This window comes from Sphingomonas sp. CL5.1 (genome assembly GCF_013344685.1).
Classification (GTDB): domain Bacteria; phylum Pseudomonadota; class Alphaproteobacteria; order Sphingomonadales; family Sphingomonadaceae; genus Sphingomonas.
In genome coordinates this window covers 296933-316411 of record NZ_CP050137.1, presented here as the reverse complement: position 1 = coordinate 316411, position 19479 = coordinate 296933, and the positions used below count along the sequence as shown (strand labels likewise).

General features: G+C 58.4%; 17 protein-coding genes and 1 riboswitch. Of the genes, 8 read left to right on the top strand and 9 right to left on the bottom strand.

Translation table 11 applies throughout. The features are described 5' to 3' along the window. The first annotated feature begins 165 nt into the window (after positions 1-165). Positions 166-1149 carry a helix-turn-helix transcriptional regulator gene (locus F9288_RS01470; protein WP_174834968.1) on the top strand — a complete coding sequence of 328 codons (984 nt, stop codon included), beginning with the start codon at positions 166-168 and terminating at the stop codon, positions 1147-1149. Positions 1150-1183: 34 nt separating this feature from the next. Here the strand turns inward: F9288_RS01470 and F9288_RS01465 are convergent, their stop codons facing one another. The 8 genes from F9288_RS01465 to F9288_RS01430 form a co-directional block, all read right to left on the bottom strand. Beyond that, a complete protein-coding gene (locus tag F9288_RS01465) occupies positions 1184-2290 on the bottom strand; it encodes a DUF2817 domain-containing protein (protein ID WP_174834967.1) in 1107 nt (368 codons plus the stop codon). A gap of 22 nt (positions 2291-2312) precedes the next feature. Then, the gene (locus tag F9288_RS01460) at positions 2313-3323 is read right to left on the bottom strand and encodes a DMT family transporter (protein ID WP_155178451.1); all 1011 of its coding nucleotides are present in this window, start codon (positions 3321-3323) and stop codon (positions 2313-2315) included. Positions 3324-3336: 13 nt separating this feature from the next. Then, the gene (locus F9288_RS01455) at positions 3337-4383 is read right to left on the bottom strand and encodes a low specificity L-threonine aldolase (RefSeq protein ID WP_155178453.1); all 1047 of its coding nucleotides are present in this window, start codon (positions 4381-4383) and stop codon (positions 3337-3339) included. A gap of 72 nt (positions 4384-4455) precedes the next feature. After that, positions 4456-6072 carry a GMC family oxidoreductase gene (locus tag F9288_RS01450; protein WP_174834965.1) on the bottom strand — a complete coding sequence of 539 codons (1617 nt, stop codon included), beginning with the start codon at positions 6070-6072 and terminating at the stop codon, positions 4456-4458. A 94-nt stretch (positions 6073-6166) separates the two neighbouring features. After that, positions 6167-7633, bottom strand: a complete 1467-nt coding sequence (locus F9288_RS01445) for an aldehyde dehydrogenase (RefSeq protein WP_174834964.1) — start codon at positions 7631-7633, stop codon at positions 6167-6169. Positions 7634-7744: 111 nt separating this feature from the next. Continuing rightward, a complete protein-coding gene (locus F9288_RS01440) occupies positions 7745-9934 on the bottom strand; it encodes a TonB-dependent receptor (RefSeq protein WP_174834963.1) in 2190 nt (729 codons plus the stop codon). Positions 9935-10091: 157 nt separating this feature from the next. Further along, positions 10092-10517 (bottom strand): heme-binding protein, encoded by a 426-nt coding sequence (locus tag F9288_RS01435; protein ID WP_155178461.1) that lies wholly within the window; start codon positions 10515-10517, stop codon positions 10092-10094. A gap of 36 nt (positions 10518-10553) precedes the next feature. After that, positions 10554-11786, bottom strand: coding sequence for a D-amino acid dehydrogenase (locus F9288_RS01430; RefSeq protein ID WP_155178463.1), 1233 nt, complete (start codon positions 11784-11786; stop codon positions 10554-10556). A 107-nt stretch (positions 11787-11893) separates the two neighbouring features. Further along, a riboswitch (glycine riboswitch) is annotated at positions 11894-11978 on the bottom strand. A 154-nt stretch (positions 11979-12132) separates the two neighbouring features. On the opposite strand from F9288_RS01430, the gene F9288_RS01425 reads away from it, so the two are divergent. The 7 genes from F9288_RS01425 (at position 12133) to F9288_RS01395 (ending at position 18511) form a co-directional block, all read left to right on the top strand. Continuing rightward, entirely contained in the window at positions 12133-12843 is a 711-nt protein-coding gene (locus tag F9288_RS01425) for a CoA transferase subunit A (RefSeq protein ID WP_155178465.1), read from the top strand. After that, positions 12843-13502 (top strand): 3-oxoacid CoA-transferase subunit B, encoded by a 660-nt coding sequence (locus F9288_RS01420; RefSeq protein WP_155184414.1) that lies wholly within the window; start codon positions 12843-12845, stop codon positions 13500-13502. Before F9288_RS01425 ends, F9288_RS01420 begins: the two co-directional genes overlap by 1 nt. Continuing rightward, complete coding sequence (pcaH, locus tag F9288_RS01415) at positions 13499-14212, top strand: protocatechuate 3,4-dioxygenase subunit beta (RefSeq protein ID WP_155178467.1); 714 nt, start codon at positions 13499-13501, stop codon at positions 14210-14212. The genes F9288_RS01420 and pcaH overlap by 4 nt, the downstream gene beginning before the upstream one ends. Then, positions 14205-14900: a protocatechuate 3,4-dioxygenase subunit alpha gene (gene pcaG / locus F9288_RS01410; protein ID WP_155178469.1), complete on the top strand. Its 696-nt coding sequence runs from the start codon at positions 14205-14207 to the stop codon at positions 14898-14900. The genes pcaH and pcaG overlap by 8 nt, the downstream gene beginning before the upstream one ends. Beyond that, positions 14897-16030 (top strand): lyase family protein, encoded by a 1134-nt coding sequence (locus tag F9288_RS01405; protein ID WP_155178471.1) that lies wholly within the window; start codon positions 14897-14899, stop codon positions 16028-16030. Before pcaG ends, F9288_RS01405 begins: the two co-directional genes overlap by 4 nt. 12 nt (positions 16031-16042) lie before the next feature. Beyond that, on the top strand, positions 16043-17215 hold the full coding sequence (gene pcaD / locus F9288_RS01400) for a 3-oxoadipate enol-lactonase (protein ID WP_155178473.1): 1173 nt from the start codon (positions 16043-16045) through the stop codon (positions 17213-17215). Between the two features lie 126 nt (positions 17216-17341). After that, positions 17342-18511, top strand: a complete 1170-nt coding sequence (locus F9288_RS01395) for an MFS transporter (protein ID WP_155178475.1) — start codon at positions 17342-17344, stop codon at positions 18509-18511. 184 nt (positions 18512-18695) lie between these two features. Here the strand turns inward: F9288_RS01395 and F9288_RS01390 are convergent, their stop codons facing one another. Then, on the bottom strand, positions 18696-19394 hold the full coding sequence (locus F9288_RS01390; RefSeq protein WP_217482576.1) for a haloacid dehalogenase type II: 699 nt from the start codon (positions 19392-19394) through the stop codon (positions 18696-18698). Between the last annotated feature and the right edge of the window lie 85 nt (positions 19395-19479).

The following is a 19479-nucleotide window of genomic DNA, read 5'->3' as shown; positions in this document are numbered from 1 at the left end:
TTCTGTCATGCTGGCGTTGACTCGGCGCTATCGCCGTCACCTGTCTTCCTATCTATTTGACGCAGTAAATGCGGCGTATGAGCCATTGCTGCGCTCATATGATCAATATCTTCATGTTCGACGCATGTCGTTCGTCGGTTCGTGGCACATCGGGGAGGAATCCCTATGACAGCCATGCTCGCAGAACGAATGCTGAATCTGGTCCCACGCGACTACGAGATCGTCGAGCGCGAAGATGTCGGTTTGACCGCTCTGATCGCGACACGGCCGCAAAGGATGGACGCGGAGGGGTTCCGGAACGTCCTGATATTCCCAGGTGGTGTAACGGTAAGCTGGGCTTCGCTCCATCGTCTCCGAGATGTGCAAGAAAGTGAGGAGAGCGATGGCGCCCTCCGGATCCACATACGCATGGCAGGGCGTTCCATCATCACTTCTGCATCAGCTCGATCATTCGAAATCGAACCAAGAAGCTGCACCGTACCAATCAGCCCTGCGGGAGTGGTGCGTACTCAAAGCTTTTTTTCGGGGGACGAAGAGCGATCTGTAACGGTTTCGTGCGACAAAAACTACTTGATAGAGTATCTCGGCTTGGACCCGAGCCTATACTCCGGGGCGCTCAGTGACTACCTGAACGACGTGAACGGGATATGCGGGATCATATCTACCGATTTGTCGTTCGAGCTTCGAGAAGCGGCCGCCGCTTTCTTCGAGGCTGCTGGTGCACCGTTCGCTCGCTGTCTCCTTCTGCAATCCAGAGCCAATGACATCATTCGCATCTTCTTCGAGCAGATTGTTCGGCGAGATGCTCGCGGTTCGCAGCCGCGGTCAAGAGACAGACTCGCTGTCGCTCGCGTCATGAAAATCCTTGAGGACAGGTATCAACAGCCGCCGCCTGCAAACGAAATTGCTCGCCAAGCCGGCATGAGCTTGTCGAAGCTTAGCAAGCTGTTCAAGGCAGTCGAGGGTAAGACGATGATGGAATATCTCCTCATGGTAAGGATGCGGCGGGCTTTGGACCTGATGCGTGAGGGCGATCTGTCGATAACGCAGATTTCTTACGAAGTCGGATACGAGTACCCGGCCAATTTTTCGACGGCTTTCCGACGGTTTTTCGGCACATCGCCTCGTGAAGCACTGTCCCAAGTCTGACCCAAGGCGAGGCTGGACGCTTCACCTGCCGAGCTTAACATCGGTCTGGCAAGCGGCGAGAAATGTCTGCGAGCACCTGGTCGAAAATCTGCTCGCCTCGATGCAGAACATAGTTCTGCCAGTGCGGATCGTCGGGCGCGAAGAAAGCTTTGAAAGCATCGCGTGCCGCTTTGAGCCTCGGATCGTCAGGCGTGCTGGCGAGATGCCGGGTATGGCGATGCTCGTTGATCATTGCAGCGACGAGCTGCGGCTGCGGTAGCGTGCCGATCTCGAGCACGCCGGCGATTACTTCCGCGTCTGGAAGCATCGCTTCGTAACCATCAGTCGTGTGACCGGTCGTTTCATACGTGGTGGCGGTAGGGCGAGCCCGAGGAGCGAGAATCCAATCGCCGAATACCTCGTGAGCTCGTTCGAGCTTCGAGCCCGTCTGCATCGCGACAACGCAACCATGAGCGTAAGGCCCGTAGCCGGTGTGATAATCTACCATGTAGACGTGCCGCGCTGATCTCCCTTCCTCAGTGATGATTTGCTCGATCGTGCTGCGGGACCAGGCCGGTTCCTTCCCCCCAAAGCCAATGCCGCTCGGGAAATGATACTGTCCGGAGAGGGCCACGTTGATGAAGGCTCCCAAGCCATTTTCCTCGATGAACCTTTCAATGATTGCGTCGGAACCTGCGACATCCGCAGGTTCCAGAGAAGCAGAGTCGATCGCCTCCTGAAGATCGATGAGCCTTTCCGAAACCTCTGTCTGCGTCGGAAATACGGTGAAGTTTCGGCACAGGTCTACATTGTCTTCCGTATAGCGCCGGCCATGAGCCGAGCCCCAGGGGTTGATAGCATGGATCAGCACGACCTTGACGTCCGCAGGCAAGGCAGCGAGCTTTCCGCCATTGACCAGGTCGATCTGACAGGCGGAACCTGCGATCAGTTCAGGGCCATGAACGCCGGAGGTGAGGAAAACGGTGTTGGCCGCTTGTGGGGATCCGAAGACAGCTACATCCACGTGTAGAGGCTCACCGGATGGTCCGCTTAGTGGATGTTCGATCGAATAGATCCTTGCAGCTTTGCCCGTCGTAGCCTGCAGAAAGTTATCACGTGCTGCCAAGTACGTTTGATTGAATACCTGCAGGTTTTTAGACATCATCGATCTCCTTTAGGAAAATCTAGGGGAGGTGTGGTTGGGACGCTTTTGCCTCTTTGGCGAAAATGATTGAGCGCTCATCGAGCAGACACGTGTTGATCTTCGGGTTTTCGGCTCGGCTGCCCGATCGATGGTTGACCAGATAAAGTCCGAGACCGACGAGCGCTCCGCCGATAATCTGATGGAGCCCCAGCACCGAACCAAGAAAGGGCACAGCGAGGAGGGATGTGAAGAGGGGAGCAAGGAAGAGGAAGCTGCTTGCCCGTGTTGCCCCACCCTTGGACAGAGCGACGAACCAAAGCCCAAATGACCCGGCCGAAGCAGGTATGGAAAGCCAGAGAAACCATATTACCTGGGCAAAATCGAGATGTGTCGGCCAGCGCTCACACTTAAGCTGCGCGATCGACATGAGAGTTAGGGCACCAACGAGCATCTGCCAGAAGTTGAGCGTGGCAGGCCGCAGGTTTGGCTGAAACTTTCTATGTGCAATTGTTGCCCCCGCCCAACAGAAGGCGGCCGCGATAGCCAGCCCGTGGCCAATCAAGCCGTTTGCGGACACCGTGATCTTGCCCCCGACGATGACGGGGATACCTGCGCATCCGACGACCATGCCAAGGCGATTTATCCGGTTGAGCTGCTCACCCAGCGCCCTTCCTGCGACGAGCATCACGATCAACGGGTTCGTGAAGAGGAGGATCGCAACGGTCGCAGCATCGATGAAGCGCATAGCTGCAGACACCAACGCCATGACCGCCGCAATCTGAAGGAGACCGAGCAGCAGCGTCAGGACTGCATCGCGCCGGCGGGGCGAACGCCAGCGAAATCCATCGCGTGGAGATTCCATCAGAAGAAACGGGAGAAGTGAGAGCGTCGCAACGAGAAAGCGGCACCCCGATAGCAGCAGCGGAGGCAAGCCACTCTTCAAGAGCAACTGTGTCGCAACAAAGCTTGAACCCATTAGGAAGGTCGATGAAAAGATTATAACCAAAAAGCTGGCGCCTTGCCCCGAAGGCGACCTCGAAAAAGGAGACATGGTCTAATTTCGGTCAGCTCAGGATTTCCGCGAAGTCCTGCAGATCGGTCGCATCGTTCATTGGACTTGTTACAAAGCGATATAGGCCCTCGTCTCCAGCGATGGCTATTTCGGTCTCTAAAGATGCGCGCCTGTAGAAGAAGGCTCCAGCCGCTTGAAGTCTCTCGGCTTCTTTGATTTTCATGATCGCGAAGACAATGTTGGCTTCGGGCGTCCAAGCGATCCGAGCTGCACCAGATCGCATCAGTATTGCAGTTAGTTCCGCCGCAAGCCTGTTAGCCTGCCTCGCCCACTTCCGCCAATTGTCTTCTGAAAGATAGGTTTCGAGCTGGGCAGAGATGAAGCGGGACTTTGAGAACAGATGCCCGGCCTGCTTTTGTGCATAAATCATATGTTCCGCATACCGAGGATTGAATACGAGGAGCGCTTCGGCGCACCAGCAGCCATTCTTGCTCGCACCGAAGGAGAGCATGTCGACGCCCTGCCTCCATGTCATGTCGGCGGGTGTGACATCGAGAGCGACGAGAGCGTTTGCAAACCGAGCCCCATCCATGTGGACCGCGATATTCCTCTTTCGGGCTATGGACGCGATTTCAGCAATCTGATCGAGCTGATAGAGGGTGCCCCACTCGGTCGCCTGTGTAAGCGTAACTGCTGACGGCTGACCGACGTGGACAAAGCCCTCCGGCAGTCGGCCGAGCGCAGCAGCAAACTTCTCAGGGGCAATTTTGCCCAGCGCGCCTTCGACAGGGGTGATCCGCAGGCCTCCGCCGATCTTCTCGATGGCTCCACATTCTTCTTCGAACATATGCGCATTTGCATGGCTGAACACCACGCCGCCGGGGCGACCAGCTGCCGACATCGCAAGACTGTTGGCAGCGGTGCCGGTTCCCACGAGAAACATCTCGAGATCGTGCTCGAATATCTCCTGGAAGCGATGGACGAGCGATCGATCGAGTTCGGAATTGCCATATGCGGCGGCGAAGCCGTCGCAATGGTCGACGAGAGCCTGAGCCACTTCAGGAAGGGCGCCCCCCCAGTTATCGGAAGCGAAATGCATCGGTCATATCTCCCTGGCCAAGCGATCGATCGTGCGTACGAGGGCCATCGGCTCCTGCGGTACGATATCTCCTCAGTGGCTTCTTCGGATCAGATCGGCCGCCCGTTCGCCAATCATGATGCACGGTGCATTTGTATTCGCGCTAACCAGCGTCGGCATGATCGAGGCATCCGCAACGCGAAGACCGGTGACGCCCTTGACGCGCAACTCCGGATCGAGAACCGCTGTCGGCCCAATTCCCATCGCGCAAGTGCCAGTCGGGTGGTACATCAGGAAGGCGCTCTGACGGATATACTCGATCCAATCAGCGTCGGTTTCGACCTGCTTTCCGGGTAAGCGTTCACCTTTGTCATATTCACTGAATGGCTTGGAACGGAAAATCTTGCGCACGATCCGGCATCCTTCGATGAGCTGCTTGATCTCATCATCTCCGCCGAGCAGCTCATGTTGGATAATCGGCCGCTCACTTGGATCGGTGGAGCGGAGCAGCAACTGACCGCGCGTCTCGGGCCGGCAGATGTTGATGGCAACGCCAATTGCCGCACGCTTGTACAGGTGTACGCCGTCCGGCGTGAAGTCGTACGCGATCGGCGAGAACGACAGTTGGATGTTGGGCCACTCGAGATGGTCTCGCGTGCGAATGAACGCGAGAGCGGAGGCAACGCATGCCGTGGCTGGCCCTCGCCCAAACAAAGCGAAGTTCAAGCCATGCTTGACTATCCTGGCGACGCTTTGCACTTCGACATTGAGGCTATCGATGCCGACATGGGTCGACATCAACACTCCGGGATGTTCCTGCAGATTTTGCCCCACTCCCGGGGAATCGACGACAACAGGGATGCCATGCTCGCCAAGATGCTTTGCCGGGCCAATGCCCGAGAGCATCAATATTTTCGGCGACGACAACGCGCCGCCGCAAAGAATGACCTCCTTGTTTGCCAAGTAGCGAACCGTGCGCCCGTTCTGAACGCCTTCGACGCCGATCGCGCGGCCTTTCTCGATCAGTACCCGACTGACCATGAAATGCGTCTCGACCTTCAGATTGGATCGGCGCTTCGCCTTGGCCAGATAGGCGCGTGCCGTTGAATGTCGCCAACCCTTGTTCTGGGTGGCTTGGCAGGGGCCGATACCCTCTTGCTCGGCACCGTTGGTATCCGGATTGTGCGGAATCCCCGCACGTACGCCAGAAGCGATGAATGCGTCGGCCAACGTGGTCGATAGGCGGGCATTCGATACGCGCAGAGGGCCCTTGTCGCCGCGAAAGCGCGAGCCGCCGTTTTCGTTCGTCTCGGCCTTGTTAAAGAACGGAAGCACGTCGTCATAGGACCAGCCCTTGCAGCCGAGCTGAGCCCATTGATCATAATCGCCGCGATTGCCGCGAACATACATCATCCCGTTGATCGACGAGCCGCCGCCGAGGACTTTGCCGGCCGGCCACATGTCTGCTCGATCGTTTCGTGAGGCATCCGGTTCCGCTTGATAGAACCAGTTGTACTCAGGATTCATGATCGCTTTGATCGAGCCCGCCGGAATCCGAATGAAAGGCGAGCTGTCCCACCCGCCGGCTTCGAGCAACGCGACCTCAAAACGCTTCTCTTCGCTTAGCCGAGATGCGACCACCGCGCCACTCGAACCGCCCCCAACGACGATAAAGTCCGTAGTTCTAATATCTTGCACAATGCCCTCCATGTGAAGGCCGCTCTAGCGCACCTCGGAAAGTTGGACTTTTGCGGTAGTCGCAAACAGATTTGGCGCTTGGGCCGATCTGCGATGTCGGCGGTGGCTAGCGATCCAGCGGCGCGAGGCAGCCAATTTGCTCCACGGCCATCCGACGGCTGTAGCTGGAGAGAGCGTCAACGCCGAACTCGATTCCGTAGCCGGACTGACCGGCAGGCTCCAGTGGAAGCGCCAGACCAGTCGCCGAGTCCTGACCAGCGACGGACTTGATCTTCAAATGACCGACGCAGAGTTCCTGCCGTAACATGTTGGCTCGAGCCAACTCGCCGGTCCAGAGCGTCATCGCCAACCCGTAGCCGCCGAGGCCGGCCAGTCTCACGGCATCGGAGATGCTATCATATGGAACGACTGCAAGGATCGGACCGAAATATTCATCTCGCAATATCGGCGATGTTGGGTCATCCGCTCTGACCACTGTCAGCGAATGATTCAGCATGTCGTGCTGCACGGGACGACCATCGCGGATGACTTGTTCGCCGCGACCGAGGGCCATGTCGACTGCCGATCGGATCCTGTCCGAATGAGCCTTGGACGCCAAGGGCCCGAATTTTGTGTTCGGCTCGAGAGGATCACCCGGCAAGAAATCTGCTGCAGCGGCTACGAGAGCGTCCGAGAATTGGTCAATACGATCGCTTGGGACGAGGATTTTTGAGCGGGCGACGCAAAGCTGACCGCTATTTGCATATGCTTCCGCTACAGCGTCGATGGCTATGCCCTGATAGTCGGTCATGTCGTCAAGAACCACGATCGCGTTCTTTCCTCCGGCCTCGATGATAGCAGGCACGAGCCGCTCGGCCGCGAGCTTGGCGACAGAGCGGCCCGTCTGGGTCGAGCCCGTGAAGGCAAGCATTGCAACCCCGGGATGGCTGCAGAGCGCTGCGCCCGTCGCCGCTCCGCCAGGGAGGACAGACAGCAGACCGACGGGGATGCCCGCCTCTTCGGCGAGGGTGCCAATCAGTATCGCGGAGCGGGGCGAAATCTCGGACGGTTTCAGCACCATGCCATTGCCGGCCGCGAGTGCTGGCCCAACTTTCATGGCGGCGTTTATACTTGGGTAATTCCACGAGACCATCGCGCCAACGACACCGTAGGGCACTCTCAGCGACAGAGAGATCGCCTCGCGCGACGACGCAATGACTTCTCCGCAAGCCTTGTCGATTGCCTGAGCGTACCAGCGCACAATGTGAGCGGCAACGCAGGCTTCCATCGTCGCAACGGCTATCGGTTTGCCCATGTCGACACAGTCGAGCATGCCGATGCGCTCGGCGGCGGCCTCTATTGCGTCGCCCCACCGCAGCATCGCCATTCGCCGTTCACTCGGCGCGAGCCGGTGCCACAAACCAGCAGCTCGACCCGCTGAACCGACGGCCCGCTCGACATCAGCGTGTCCGCCGGCGCGAAACTGAAGGGCTCTGTCCGGAGCGGTCGGGCTCGTCCAGTCGATGACTTCGCCGCTCATCGGGGTCAGGCTCCCGATAATTCCATCAAAGCTCGTCATGTCGATCTCGGTCACGGCAAATCCTTTGACAGCGAAGCAGCGTTTCGCTGCGGGCCGACGCTCCTTAACAAGGACACGATTCCTGAGTGGTCAAAGCCGCCGGCCAGTGAGGCCGGCGGCGGATGTTCACCAGCTGTAGTTCAGCTTCACGCCAAACTTGCGAGGTGGAAGCACCGAGGCGCGGGTGAACGGTTGGAACGGCGGTGCGAACCGGCGTGTAATGTTGAAGTTGTCCGTCACATTGTCGACGTAAACGGTCAGCTCCCATCGGTCTCTCTTCAGACTGGCGCGGAGGTCGAGCTGGTCATAGGATTGAACCTGCAGGATCGGATCAAACGGAGGAGCCCCGTTACCGGAATAATACGGCCCCACATAACGATAGTCGGCTGCGAGATTGAGTTCAGTGTCACCGATCGAGACAGTGTAATCTGCGCCGCCTGAAGCAGTCCACTTGGGGACATAAGGCAACGCATCGCCGGTCAGATGGGATCCTACCGGGCTCGTAATAGAGGTGAAGCGCGCGTCGGTATATGCAGCGTTCCCGCGAATCTTGAATCCGCGGAACGGCATGGCGGTTGCTTCGAACTCGAACCCGCGGTTACGGGAGGCACCGACATTGGCAGTGACACCGACAGGGAGACCGGTGACCGGGCTGATGGCAACAGAAGCCAGCTGCATGTCGTCCACCTGAACGATGAAACCAGCAACGCTGGCGATCAGGTGTCGGTCAAAGAGCGACGCTTTCAGCCCCACCTCATAATTGGTCGACTTTTCGTTGTCGAAAGCGATCCCAACGGCTGCACTGCTACCCGGATATTTGTCAAAGCCGCCTGAGCGATAACCTCGCGACACAGTCGCGTAAGTCATGACATCAGGCGTCCAGTGAACGGAGAATGAAGCGGACGGCGAGAAATTGCTGAAGCTTTTTGACGTGACTCCGCTGAACGCGTCGTTCGCGCCCACAGCCGGCACGATCACGACGCCCTGCTGGAATGCCCGCGTCCGCTCCCAGCCATATCGCCCGCCGACAGTCAGCTCGAAGCGATCGTTGAACTTGTAGCCGACTTGACCGAAAGCGGCCCAGCCGCGACGCCGCAACCTCGTCGCTTCCCGCACGTCGTTGGCGGGATTGAAAATCGGCGGAAAGGCGCAGATCGTACAGCCAGACAAGGCGAAATTGCGGTTCTGTTCGTGGATATCCTGAAAGGCGTACAATCCGCCAAGCCATGTGAAAGACCCGCCGCTCCTCGACTCGAAACGAAGTTCTTCGGAGAGTGCTGACTGGGTCGTGCGCTGGTCCTGAAAGTTGTCGGGGTCCGAATATCCATCAAAGTCGTACCAGAATTCGGTCTTTACGTGCTGATATCCGGTGATCGACTTGATCGTAAACGCCGGAAGATCGTACGACATGGTTAGAGAGCCGCCAAAGCTCGTGTCGGGCGAGACAACCTTGCGATCATCGAGTGTGGCATAACGCTTCGCGCCGTCGTCCACGACGCCGTAACCGAGATAACCGTTTCTGTTGCGAGAACCATCCAGTCGGAGAATGATCTCGAAGTCTTCGGTGGGCAATGCGCGAAGCACGAAGCGCCCGGCCAGGCTGCGAAGCGTATCCTGATCCTTGTCGATGGTCAGGTTGTGGATGTAGCCATCGGTGCTGTAATATTGACCAGAAAGGCTAGCGAAGAGCTTGTCCTCCACCAATGGGCCGCTGAAACTCGCGCCGAGGCGAACGCTATTGAAGTCCGCATATTCTGCGCGCAGCTTCCCACGAAAGGTGCCGTCGGGCTTCGCGGTCACAATGTTCAGTGCACCGCCTTCGGTGTTTCTGCCAAAAAGGGTACCTTGCGGCCCACGCAAAACCTCGATGCGCTCCAAGTCGAGGAAGCCAGTGTCGAATGCCAGGCTCGGTTGATAGACGCCATCGACGAAGGTTCCGACAGCGGGATCGTTGGATGCCGCCGCTCCGACGCCGCGAAGTACGAGATAGGTCTGGTTGGGAAGCGGCCCGAACGCCTGGTTCTGGCTGGTGAAGAGGCTCGGAACCGTCCCGATCAGGTTTGTCACATTGTCGATGCCCTTCTGTTCGAGGGCAGCTCCGCCGATCGCCGAGACCGCCACCGGGATATCCTGGAGGCGTTCTTCGCGCTTGCGGGCGGTAACGACAATGTCGAGCGATCCGCCCGATGAGGACGCGGAAGAATCTTGAGGCGCCTCGGGTGTCGCCTGCCCGAAGGCTGGCGTCGCCGATCCGGCCAGAACAGTAGCGGCAAGCAGGGCCGCTACCGACCCGTTCGTTCTATTCGACCGAGACATAAACCCCCCTTATTATTTGCTGGAAGGAGCCGTACGCATGCCGCGCCAGCTGCCTGTCCAACTTCATAAGGCGAACGTCCTCCTCGCTGCTTTTGCCAATCTCTCTTCAATCATTGCACTTATGTGAAATACCTTTGCCGCGTTGCGCGGGCAATGATCAGTCCTTCGCGAACAGATTTGCCTCTTCGATGCCCGCAAGTGCACAAGCTTCGTCATTGTCCGAGGTGTCGCCGGTAACGCCGACGGCACCCAGTGTCTGGCCGTCGCTGTCAACCACGATCACTCCTCCGGCGGCCGGCACCATACCGAGAGGCGCTATGCCTACGAGCGAGTTGAAAAATGTCGGTCGTTCGGCCGCGATCGCCGCGATCGAGCGGGAAGAGACGCCGAGATTCAAGGCGCCGGCCGCCTTCGCGATAGCAATTGCTGGTCGAAGATGCGACGCGCCGTCCGCTCGGTGCAGGACTATTGTATGACCTCCCGGATCGAGCACGGCTACGCATAGCGGCTTCAGTCCTTTTTCGGCACCGGCCTTGAGAGTGCGAAGTGCAATATTCTGGGCTTGCTTCAAGCTTAGGATCATTCTCGAAATCCTTCTGATGAATAATGTGGATCGAAGCTACGCGGCGAAGTCGCTGTCCAGGCGCATGGCGATCATCTCGGCAGTTGCAGCGGAAAGCGTCCAGCCAAGATGGCCGTGGCCGGTGTTGTAGTAGACGCCACGCACTCTCCCCGGCCTGACAACAGGCAGCATATCGGGCGTCATGGGGCGCAGGCCTGCCCATGGGGTGACGCTGTCAGTATCCATTTTGGGGAACAGGCGTTCCGACCAGCGCAGCAACGGGCGGATCCGGTCAGCGCGAATATCTAGGTTGAACCCATTGAACTCTGCGGTGCCGGCCACCCGGAATCGATCTGGACCGAGGCGGCTTGTGACGATCTTCGCAGCGTCGTCGAGCAGGCTGACACTCGGTGCAGCTGTTCGGCTCTGCTCGTCTCTCAAGTTTACAGTGATGGAATAGCCCTTCACCGGATAAATGTTTACTTTCTCGCCGAGCTTTCTGGCGATTTCTCGGCTTTCAACCCCTGCGCAGACAACGATGGCATCAGCTGTCTGAGAGGCGATCGGCCGACCACTCTCGTCATCGGTCAAGCTGATGGTACAAATCCGGTTCTGTATCTCCACTCGCCGGACAGCAGCTCCAAACTTGAAAATCACGCCTCGGCGTGCACACGCATCTGCGAGCCCGCGTGTGAACTTGTGGATGTCGCCCGTGGCGTCCCCCGGGGTGAAGAATCCGGCGTGAAGAGCGCCTTGCAGGCTCGGCTCGATCGCGCGCATTTCTCCAGCTGACACTGCGTGCCTTTCGAGCCCGCCCTTGAGGAGGAGGGCGTTGCCCACTTCGGCAGCACGAAACTCCTGTTCATTGTGGTAGAGATGAAGGATTCCGCATCGCTTCAGATCGAAATCGATGCCCTCTGCTTCCGCAATGGTGAACATATGCCTTCGCGCGTCGAGTGCGAGACGAACGGTCGCGATCGTGTTTCTTTCGTGCCGAAAGATATTGCCGCAAAACTCGGCGAGCCACCCGTATTTGTGAAGGCCGGGCTTGAGGTTCAGCAACAACGGCGCGTCATTTTTCAAGAGCCATCTCATACCCTTTGCGATGGTGGCCCAGCTGTTCCAGACTTCGGCATTGCTTGCGGAGAGCTGGCCACCGTTGGCAAATGAGGTGACCATCGCCGGATAGCGGCGACGATCGTAGACGGTGACTTCATGACCGCGGACAGCCAAGCTGTAGGCGGTTGTTACGCCGGTAATGCCGGCGCCGATGATGCTAATACGTGCCACTGGGAGCCGCTCCCCAAAAGGTGGTGGATGCGCCCCATCTGTCCGCTGTGCCTGAGATCGCTATCCCGTCGGCGGGCACCCAGGCGGGCGCCACTCTCCAGATATCTTGATGCCCTGCGGTCCTTTTGCCTGAGAGTTTCCGGGGCGGTTGCTCCTTCGGCGCCGGCGAACGGTCTCTCCCGCAATGGCAAGTCTGGCCTGCCTGGAAATGTGCGCTCAAGTCAATTCGGACGACCGAGAATGACGAAACCGCAAACGTCCTTCACATATCGTCAAAAGCAGCAGCTCCATGCCGATGCGAAGGATAAGGTTCGAAGGAAAATTCCGAACAGTTCCGAGGCTTATAATGCTTTCAAAAATTCGAGGCAGCGCGTCCGAAGCGCTTGAGGGTTTGCTGTTCGACGGAATGTCGATCATGTCGGGTGGCTTTGGCCTTTGCGGAAACCCGGAGAACCTTATCGCGGAGCTTTATCGAAGCGGTACCCGAGGGCTTACAGTGATTTCGAACAACGCGGGCGCAGAAGGCTTTGGTCTGTGGCAGCTGCTGCAAAGCAGGCAGATCAGTCGCATGATCGCATCGTATATTGGCGACAATCGTCTTTTTGAGCGGCAGTTCCTGGATGGTGACATCGAACTTGAGCTGAATCCGCAAGGTACGTTAGCCGAGCGCATTCGCGCCGGCGGCGCCGGCATTGCGGCATTCTATACCCGGACCGGGGTAGGAACCGTCGTCGCGCAAGACAAGCCTGTCGAAACTTTCGACGGCGATGAATATATTCGAGAGCGCTGGCTGAAAGCTGATCTTTCGATAGTCAAGGCTTGGCGGTCTGATCCCGAAGGCAATCTGGTTTTTCGAAAGACAGCGCGGAATTTCAACCCGATCATGGCGACAGCCGGACGGGTGACGGTCGCCGAGGTCGAGGAGATCGTGCCAGCTGGCGCCATCGACCCGGATGAAGTGCATACGCCCGGCATTTACGTCGATCGGATTGTTCGAGCGACGGGCCTCGAGAAGAAGATCGAAAAGCTGACGATTCGCGCTCGGGAGCCTGCATGATGGCTTGGTCGCGCGATCAGATGGCAGCGCGCGCTGCTCGAGAACTCAAGGACGGATTTTACGTAAATCTCGGAATCGGCATCCCTACGCTGGTTGCCAACCATGTCCCCGAAAACGTGACCGTCACGCTGCAAAGCGAAAATGGCATGCTCGGAGTGGGCCCTTACCCGTTCGCTGATGAAGCTGATGCAGACTTGATCAATGCCGGCAAGGAGACAGTCACCACGCTGCCGACTTCGAGTTTTTTCTCGTCTGCCGACAGCTTCGCCATGATCAGGGGCGGGCACATCGACATGGCCATCCTGGGAGGCATGCAAGTCGCGTCGAATGGCGACCTCGCCAACTGGACCATTCCGGGCAAGATGGTGAAGGGGATCGGAGGAGCGATGGATCTGGTTGCAGGCGTCAAGCGGGTGGTGGTCGTCATGGATCATACGTCCAAGGATGGCGCGCCCAAGATCGTCCAGAAATGTACTCTGCCCCTGACCGGCAGGTCGGTGGTTGATCTGATCATTACGGACCTCGGGGTGATGGAGTTAGACCCGCAAGCCGGAGTGCTTGCGCTGCTCGACATGGCACCATCCGTCTGCGTCGAGGAAATCGCTTCCAAGACGAATGCCCCTCTCTTTCTGGGCAAGCTCCGGGAGAATTGCCTGTGACAACGGACATCGCATATGCGCCTGACGACGCGGGCTTGCCACCACTCCTCTACCCAGAGTATCGCTCGACCGGATTGCGTAGTCCGCGTCACCCCTTGGTCAACGCTCCGCAGACTTTGACTGAGGTGAGCGGCCCCAGCGGTTGCTGGAGCGCTCTTATGGGTCAAGCCGAGGTAGACCTAACGTCGCAACATGGATCTGCTCCCCATGGCCAGCGCATCCGCATCTCTGGCAGGGTGCTGGATGACAGTGGTCGTCCGGTACCAAACACCATCGTCGAAATCTGGCAGGCGAACGCGGCCGGGCGGTATATCCATCGCAACGATAATTGGGACGCGCCGCTCGATCCGAACTTCACCGGAGCTGGTCGGGTGATTACCGATGATCAGGGCTGGTATTCCTTCACGACCATCCGGCCCGGAGCTTACCCTTGGGGTAACCATCACAATGCATGGCGCCCGGCTCATATTCACCTGTCGTTGCTTGGCCCCGCCTTCGCCACTCGTCTCGTCACCCAAATCTACTTTCCTGACGATCCATTGATCGAGATCGATCCGATCGCGAATGCGGTTCCGATGCCGTATCGCAATCGCCTCATCTGCCGGTTTGATATCGACACGACCATCGCCAACTGGGCGCTCGGATACCGTTTTGACATCGTGCTGAAGGGGGCAATGCAGACGCCCTTCGAGGGTACTGCCAATGGATAACGACTTGGAAAAGCGTAAAGCGTCTGCGCGGTTCGATAACCAGGATCCTCGATTATTCGGTCAAACTCCTTGGCAGACTGTAGGCCCCTTCTTCCACTACGGTCTGCCTTGGAAAGGCGGCGCTGACTTGGTGGGACTGTCAGATCTGGGAGCCCGACCGGAGCTCTTCGCGGATGATCACTATGTTCTGAATCGCCCGACGCGAACGGGCGCTCCCAGAGGGGATGTGATAGACATTGCTGGCCAGATTCTCGACGGAAATGGCGACCCGATTTCAGACGCATTGGTAGAAAGTTGGCAAGCCAACGCGTCGGGAAGATATTCCGGAGGGGCGGATAAGCGAGCCGAAATTCCACTCGATCCGGAGTTCATAGGGTTCGGCCGATGCGCTACCGACGAATCCGGCGTGTATCGCTTCCGCACTGTTTTCCCGGGCCGCGTGCCCGGACCAGGCAATTCGCTCCAAGCTCCCCACATCGCGTTATCGATCTTCGCGAGAGGGGTGCTGCGAAGACTTTGCACACGCCTGTATTTCGACGGCGCAGAAGGCAACGACACAGATGCCATCCTCTCCCTTGTGCCATCGGACCGTCGATCGACGCTTGTTGCGCGCCAGCGCGATGATGGAGTCTGGTGGCTCGATATTCACATCCAAGGTGATGCAGAGACGGTCTTCTTTTCGCTGTGAGCAGGCTCCTTCACGATCGTTCAGCGACAACGCCGGCGATGCTGGCGGTCTATGACGACCGCTCGACCGTCAAACACGCCCTGGAATTTGAGGCTGCATTGGCGCAGGCTCAAGCCGCAGAAGCGATCATCGAGGAACGCGTCGCCGATGAGATCGGCGCCGTCTGCGCGTCGCTCGCCATCGACCCTCAAATCCTCGCCGACGAGGCTGCGTTCGCAGGTACGCTCGCGATACCGCTGATCGGCAGGATCCGTTCGGCGATGGCGCCAGAGACGGCGATGGCGGTCCACAAGGGCGCGACCAGTCAGGACCTGGCTGACACGGTGATGATGATGCAGGCGAGAGAAGCCTCCGCATTGCTGATCGACGATGCCGATCGTCTCGACCTTGCCCTGACAGCCTTGGCGGAAAACTATCGCCGCGTGCCTGCCGTAGGCAGGACGTTGATGCAGAATGCGATGCCAATATCTTTTGGACTGCGGATCGCCCAATGGCGTGCGGGGATCGCCGAGGCAGCGGCGCGCATGCGAGCCGACGCCGGCGCGTACATATGCGTTCAGCTTGGCGGGGCCTCGGGGACGCGGGCAGGCATGTCGGGCAGAGGCTCTGCGGTCGCGCGCCGGCTATCCAGCGCGTTGCAGCTGAAACCTGCGCCTCCTTGGCATAGCCGCAGAATCGCCGTGGCCGCGATCGGCACGAGCGTCGGCATCCTGGTTGGCACCGTTGGCAAAATGGCAAAGGATATCGCCTTGCTGTCGCAGGACCATATTCGGGAAGCTCTTGAGCCGGTCGTCCCGGGCCGTGGCGGGTCCTCTGCGATGCCGCACAAACGGAACCCGACAGGCTGCCAAGTCGCTCTATCCGCTGCGCATCGCGCGCCCGGACTGGTTGCCACATTGCTGGGGGGCCTTCCCCAGGAACAGGAGCGGGGGCTCGGTGGATGGCAGACAGAGGCTTCAATTCTGGCGGATCTCTTTTCCATCGCCGCCGGAGCAATAGGCTCGATGGTCGTTACGATCGAAGGCCTCCAAATCGATGGAGATGCCATAGCTTGCAATCTCGCGGCTTCCGCCTTGGGGAATGACATAGGCGAAAGCGAAGGCATCGTCCGCGAACTTCTAAACCTCTGACGAGGGATATCGATGCCGTTCACAAAGCATAACGGGGTCCGGTTATACTGGAAGGAGCAAGGCTCCGCAGAGTTGCCAGCCATCGTCCTGATAAACTCAATCGGTACCGACATGAGCTTGTGGGACAAGGCGCTTCCTCATCTCCTGCCGCATTATCGGCTTATACGCCTTGACAACCGTGGTCATGGCGCTTCGGACGCGCCGGGGGGCGACTACAGCCTTGATGTGCTCGGTTCAGACACCGTCGCGGTGATGGACGCAGCGAATGTAGAAAAGGCGATCATTGCTGGGATTTCTCTCGGCGGGATGATCGCCATGGATATGGCGATCAACCATCCTCGGAGAGTGGCAGGCCTTGCATTGATCTGTACCTCCGCCACGATGGACAAGGCGATTTGGACAGACAGGGTCGCAGCCGTCCGGTCCAACGGCACGGAAGCCATCGCAGATGCCGCGATAAATCGCTTCTTCTCGCCGAAGTTCATCGAGAACCGTGCCGCAGAGGTGAGCTCGGCGTGGCGGGCGCTCGTGAACAGCTCCGACACCGGATATGCCGGCTGTGCCGCAGCAATTCGCGACATGGATATCGCGGACCGTCTCGGCGCCATCGCCGTGCCAACGCTCGTCATCACCGGAGACGATGATATCTCCACACCGTTTCTTGGACATGGGGAATTCCTGGCAGCAAGCATTCCCGATGCAAAAGCGGTGCGCCTCAAGACCGGGCATCTTCCCGCTATCGAGGATCCAGCAGCATTGGCATCGGCAATCGTTCGATTCTTCGGCACCAAATCGACTGTGACATCCGCCAGAGACATCCTTTTCGAGGCCGGTCTGGTGACACGGCGCGCAATTCTTGGCGACGAATGGGTAGACAGATCGCTCGCCGGACGCACTTCTTTCAACGAAGACTTTCAGGCTATGATCACCCGTATCGCTTGGAACGAAATATGGAGTCGTCCCGGCCTTGACGAGCGGACGCGGCGATTGATCGTTGTAGCCACAACTGCGAGTCTCGGAAGATGGGAAGAATATGCCCTTCACGTGCGCGCGGGGCTGGCTCAAGGAGGGTTCACGCAGGACGAACTCAAAGAAGTGCTGATGCAAATCGCCATCTACGCAGGGGTCCCCGTCGCCAATACCGCATTTGGTGAAGCTACCAAGATCATTTCCGAGATCGTTTAGCCAGACGTATCGAGAACGATCTGTTCTCATGAACGAAGACGATCGAATAACATCTATCTCGTTTGGAAGAGGACTGACCGAAGCCCACGGGCTAACCCGCTCGGAAAAATCAGCGCGCTGGGAAACATGCAGAGAAACGATCGGAAGGACGCATTGAACTCCGGAAGGGAGGTGGCCGCTGGCGTAATCCTCTTCTGGTTTGGAACAATGGTTTATGGGATCCTGCCACTCTACATCGGCACGCAGGCGCCACGATTGGCCTTGTCCCCCAATATGGCAGGATATATCGGGACGGCTTACCTCTGTGGGTTTGTGGCGAGCACCGCTTCAGCCGTCTGGTGGATTCCACGGTTCGGAATCCGCAAACTGTCCGCTATCGCCGGTATGATATCGCTCGCCCTGATAGGCACGAGCGGGCTTATCACCGATGTTGCCGTTCTTTACCCCTCGCTTTTTGCAGCCGGCCTCGGCTCCGGCGTGATCTATGCTATCGCGTGCCGCATAATCGGAAGCTCTGGTGATCCGGACCGAAACTTCGGATTTGGGACTGGAGGCCAGGTCGCAACGGTGGCTATCGTCATGGCCACGGCGACAGCTTGGGCCATTCCTTCGGCGGGCATGCCAGGCCTGACTTTCCTGACCGCGATCGCCATGCTTCTCTTCTTGTCGTGCGTGCCTTTCCTGCCCGGCCGCATCACGCAGTCCTTCGACGAACCCGCCGCGCACAGGCATGACGGCAGCTTGGCCAGTATTCTAAGCCTGCTTGCCATGCTCTTCCTGTTCGGCGGTGGAACGAGCATCTGGATCTTTGCGCAGCAGATCGGAGTTTCGCACGGCAACTCCCTTTCGGCGACGGGGTATGTTCTTTCTTTTGCCCTCATTGCCAACGCCGCTGGATGCATCGCGGCGTCGTGGATCAGTCGCCGTCTAGGTCGAGGGCCGCTCCTGATCGTCGTTCAATTCTGCCTGAGCGCTTTTTGCTTGCTTCTGGCATATGGGCACGCAGGCCTCCCATATTTCGCGATCGCGATCTTTGGGTGGTCGTTCTTCTATGGATTTTCTGTCGTAATCGGGATGTCCCTGATCGCCGTGGTCGATCGATCGGGAAGGGCGATTACCGGCGCCGGCGCCGTGCAGTCTCTTGGCGCCGCAATCGGCCCTGCCGTCGGCGGCAATATCGTAGGCGGCGGATCATTTGAATCGCTTGGCATCCTGAGTGCGTCGGCCGTGATAGTGTCGTTGCTGCTCGGCCTCACGGCGCTTCAATCTCACCGTCGCCATGCGCAAGACCGGTGAGGGTAGGAACATTGGAAACGAGCCTGCCCCGCGAACTCCTATGGATCGGCCCGCTTGCGGATGGGGTGGGCTTCAGGATCGCGAGCCCGGTGGACCTGCGCCGAGACTGCACTGCAACGGAGCGGTCTGGGTTCTGGCCCATCGAAATAGCCAAGAGGGCAATAATTTCGTCAACGCTCGCGACTTAGTCGCTTAGAAGCTCGACAAGCGAGCCGATGACGCGCTTGGGAGCCGCGTCGAGATATTCGTCTGGCATGCCGCTGCGGTTAACCCAAATTGTGTAAAATCCGGCCTTGGTAGCTCCTGCGATATCCCAGCGGTTCGACGAAACAAAGGCGATCTCCGCACGATCCAGTGCCCACCGCGACGAGTAGACGGAATAAGCCAGCGGATGCGTCTTGAAATTTCCAACCGCATCAATTGAGAACGGTGCCTCGAGTATCTCGTCAAGGCCGGCGGCCACCGTCGCCGTCCGAAGCATTGTCGACGTGCCATTTGACAGAAACGCCAGCCGAGCGCCCTTGGCTTTGAGGTCTGTCAGGGCCTCCAGCGCCCCGTCGTGGGGTTCAAGTCGCAGATATGCATCCAGAAGCTCCTTGCGAATTGCCGGATCGACGGATCCGAATAAACGCAGGACATGGTCCAAGGCATCCTGCGTCAGCTGCCAGAAATTTTCGTAGTTGCCCATCAAGGTACGCACCCACGAATATTCCAGCTGCTTCGCGCGCCATAGATCTGAGAAGGCCTGGAAATCCGGGCCGATGGATTCGGAGTGGCGACGCACGGCTGCATGGACATCGAGGACAGTACCATATGCATCGAACAGATATGCCGGCTTCATGATCGCTCGCCCTATCTCGACTATGTTGAAGTGGAAATTCACGGATGACTCGATAATAACATCTAAGTGGTATCGAGGCGCCGTTGTCGAACATCCTATCACCGCGACGTATCGGGTAGCAACTGTA

Coding starts and splice junctions, on each gene's coding strand:
- pcaG (WP_155178469.1), top strand. CDS start 14,205: ATGGATAACGACTTGGAAAAGCGTAAAGCGTCTGCGCGGTTCGATAAC.
- F9288_RS01440 (WP_174834963.1), bottom strand. CDS start 9,934: ATGTCTCGGTCGAATAGAACGAACGGGTCGGTAGCGGCCCTGCTTGCC.
- F9288_RS01460 (WP_155178451.1), bottom strand. CDS start 3,323: ATGTCTCCTTTTTCGAGGTCGCCTTCGGGGCAAGGCGCCAGCTTTTTG.
- pcaD (WP_155178473.1), top strand. CDS start 16,043: ATGCCGTTCACAAAGCATAACGGGGTCCGGTTATACTGGAAGGAGCAA.
- F9288_RS01420 (WP_155184414.1), top strand. CDS start 12,843: ATGGCTTGGTCGCGCGATCAGATGGCAGCGCGCGCTGCTCGAGAACTC.
- F9288_RS01470 (WP_174834968.1), top strand. CDS start 166: ATGACAGCCATGCTCGCAGAACGAATGCTGAATCTGGTCCCACGCGAC.
- F9288_RS01435 (WP_155178461.1), bottom strand. CDS start 10,517: ATGATCCTAAGCTTGAAGCAAGCCCAGAATATTGCACTTCGCACTCTC.
- F9288_RS01450 (WP_174834965.1), bottom strand. CDS start 6,072: ATGGAGGGCATTGTGCAAGATATTAGAACTACGGACTTTATCGTCGTT.
- F9288_RS01455 (WP_155178453.1), bottom strand. CDS start 4,383: ATGCATTTCGCTTCCGATAACTGGGGGGGCGCCCTTCCTGAAGTGGCT.
- F9288_RS01395 (WP_155178475.1), top strand. CDS start 17,342: ATGCAGAGAAACGATCGGAAGGACGCATTGAACTCCGGAAGGGAGGTG.
- F9288_RS01465 (WP_174834967.1), bottom strand. CDS start 2,290: ATGTCTAAAAACCTGCAGGTATTCAATCAAACGTACTTGGCAGCACGT.
- F9288_RS01425 (WP_155178465.1), top strand. CDS start 12,133: ATGCTTTCAAAAATTCGAGGCAGCGCGTCCGAAGCGCTTGAGGGTTTG.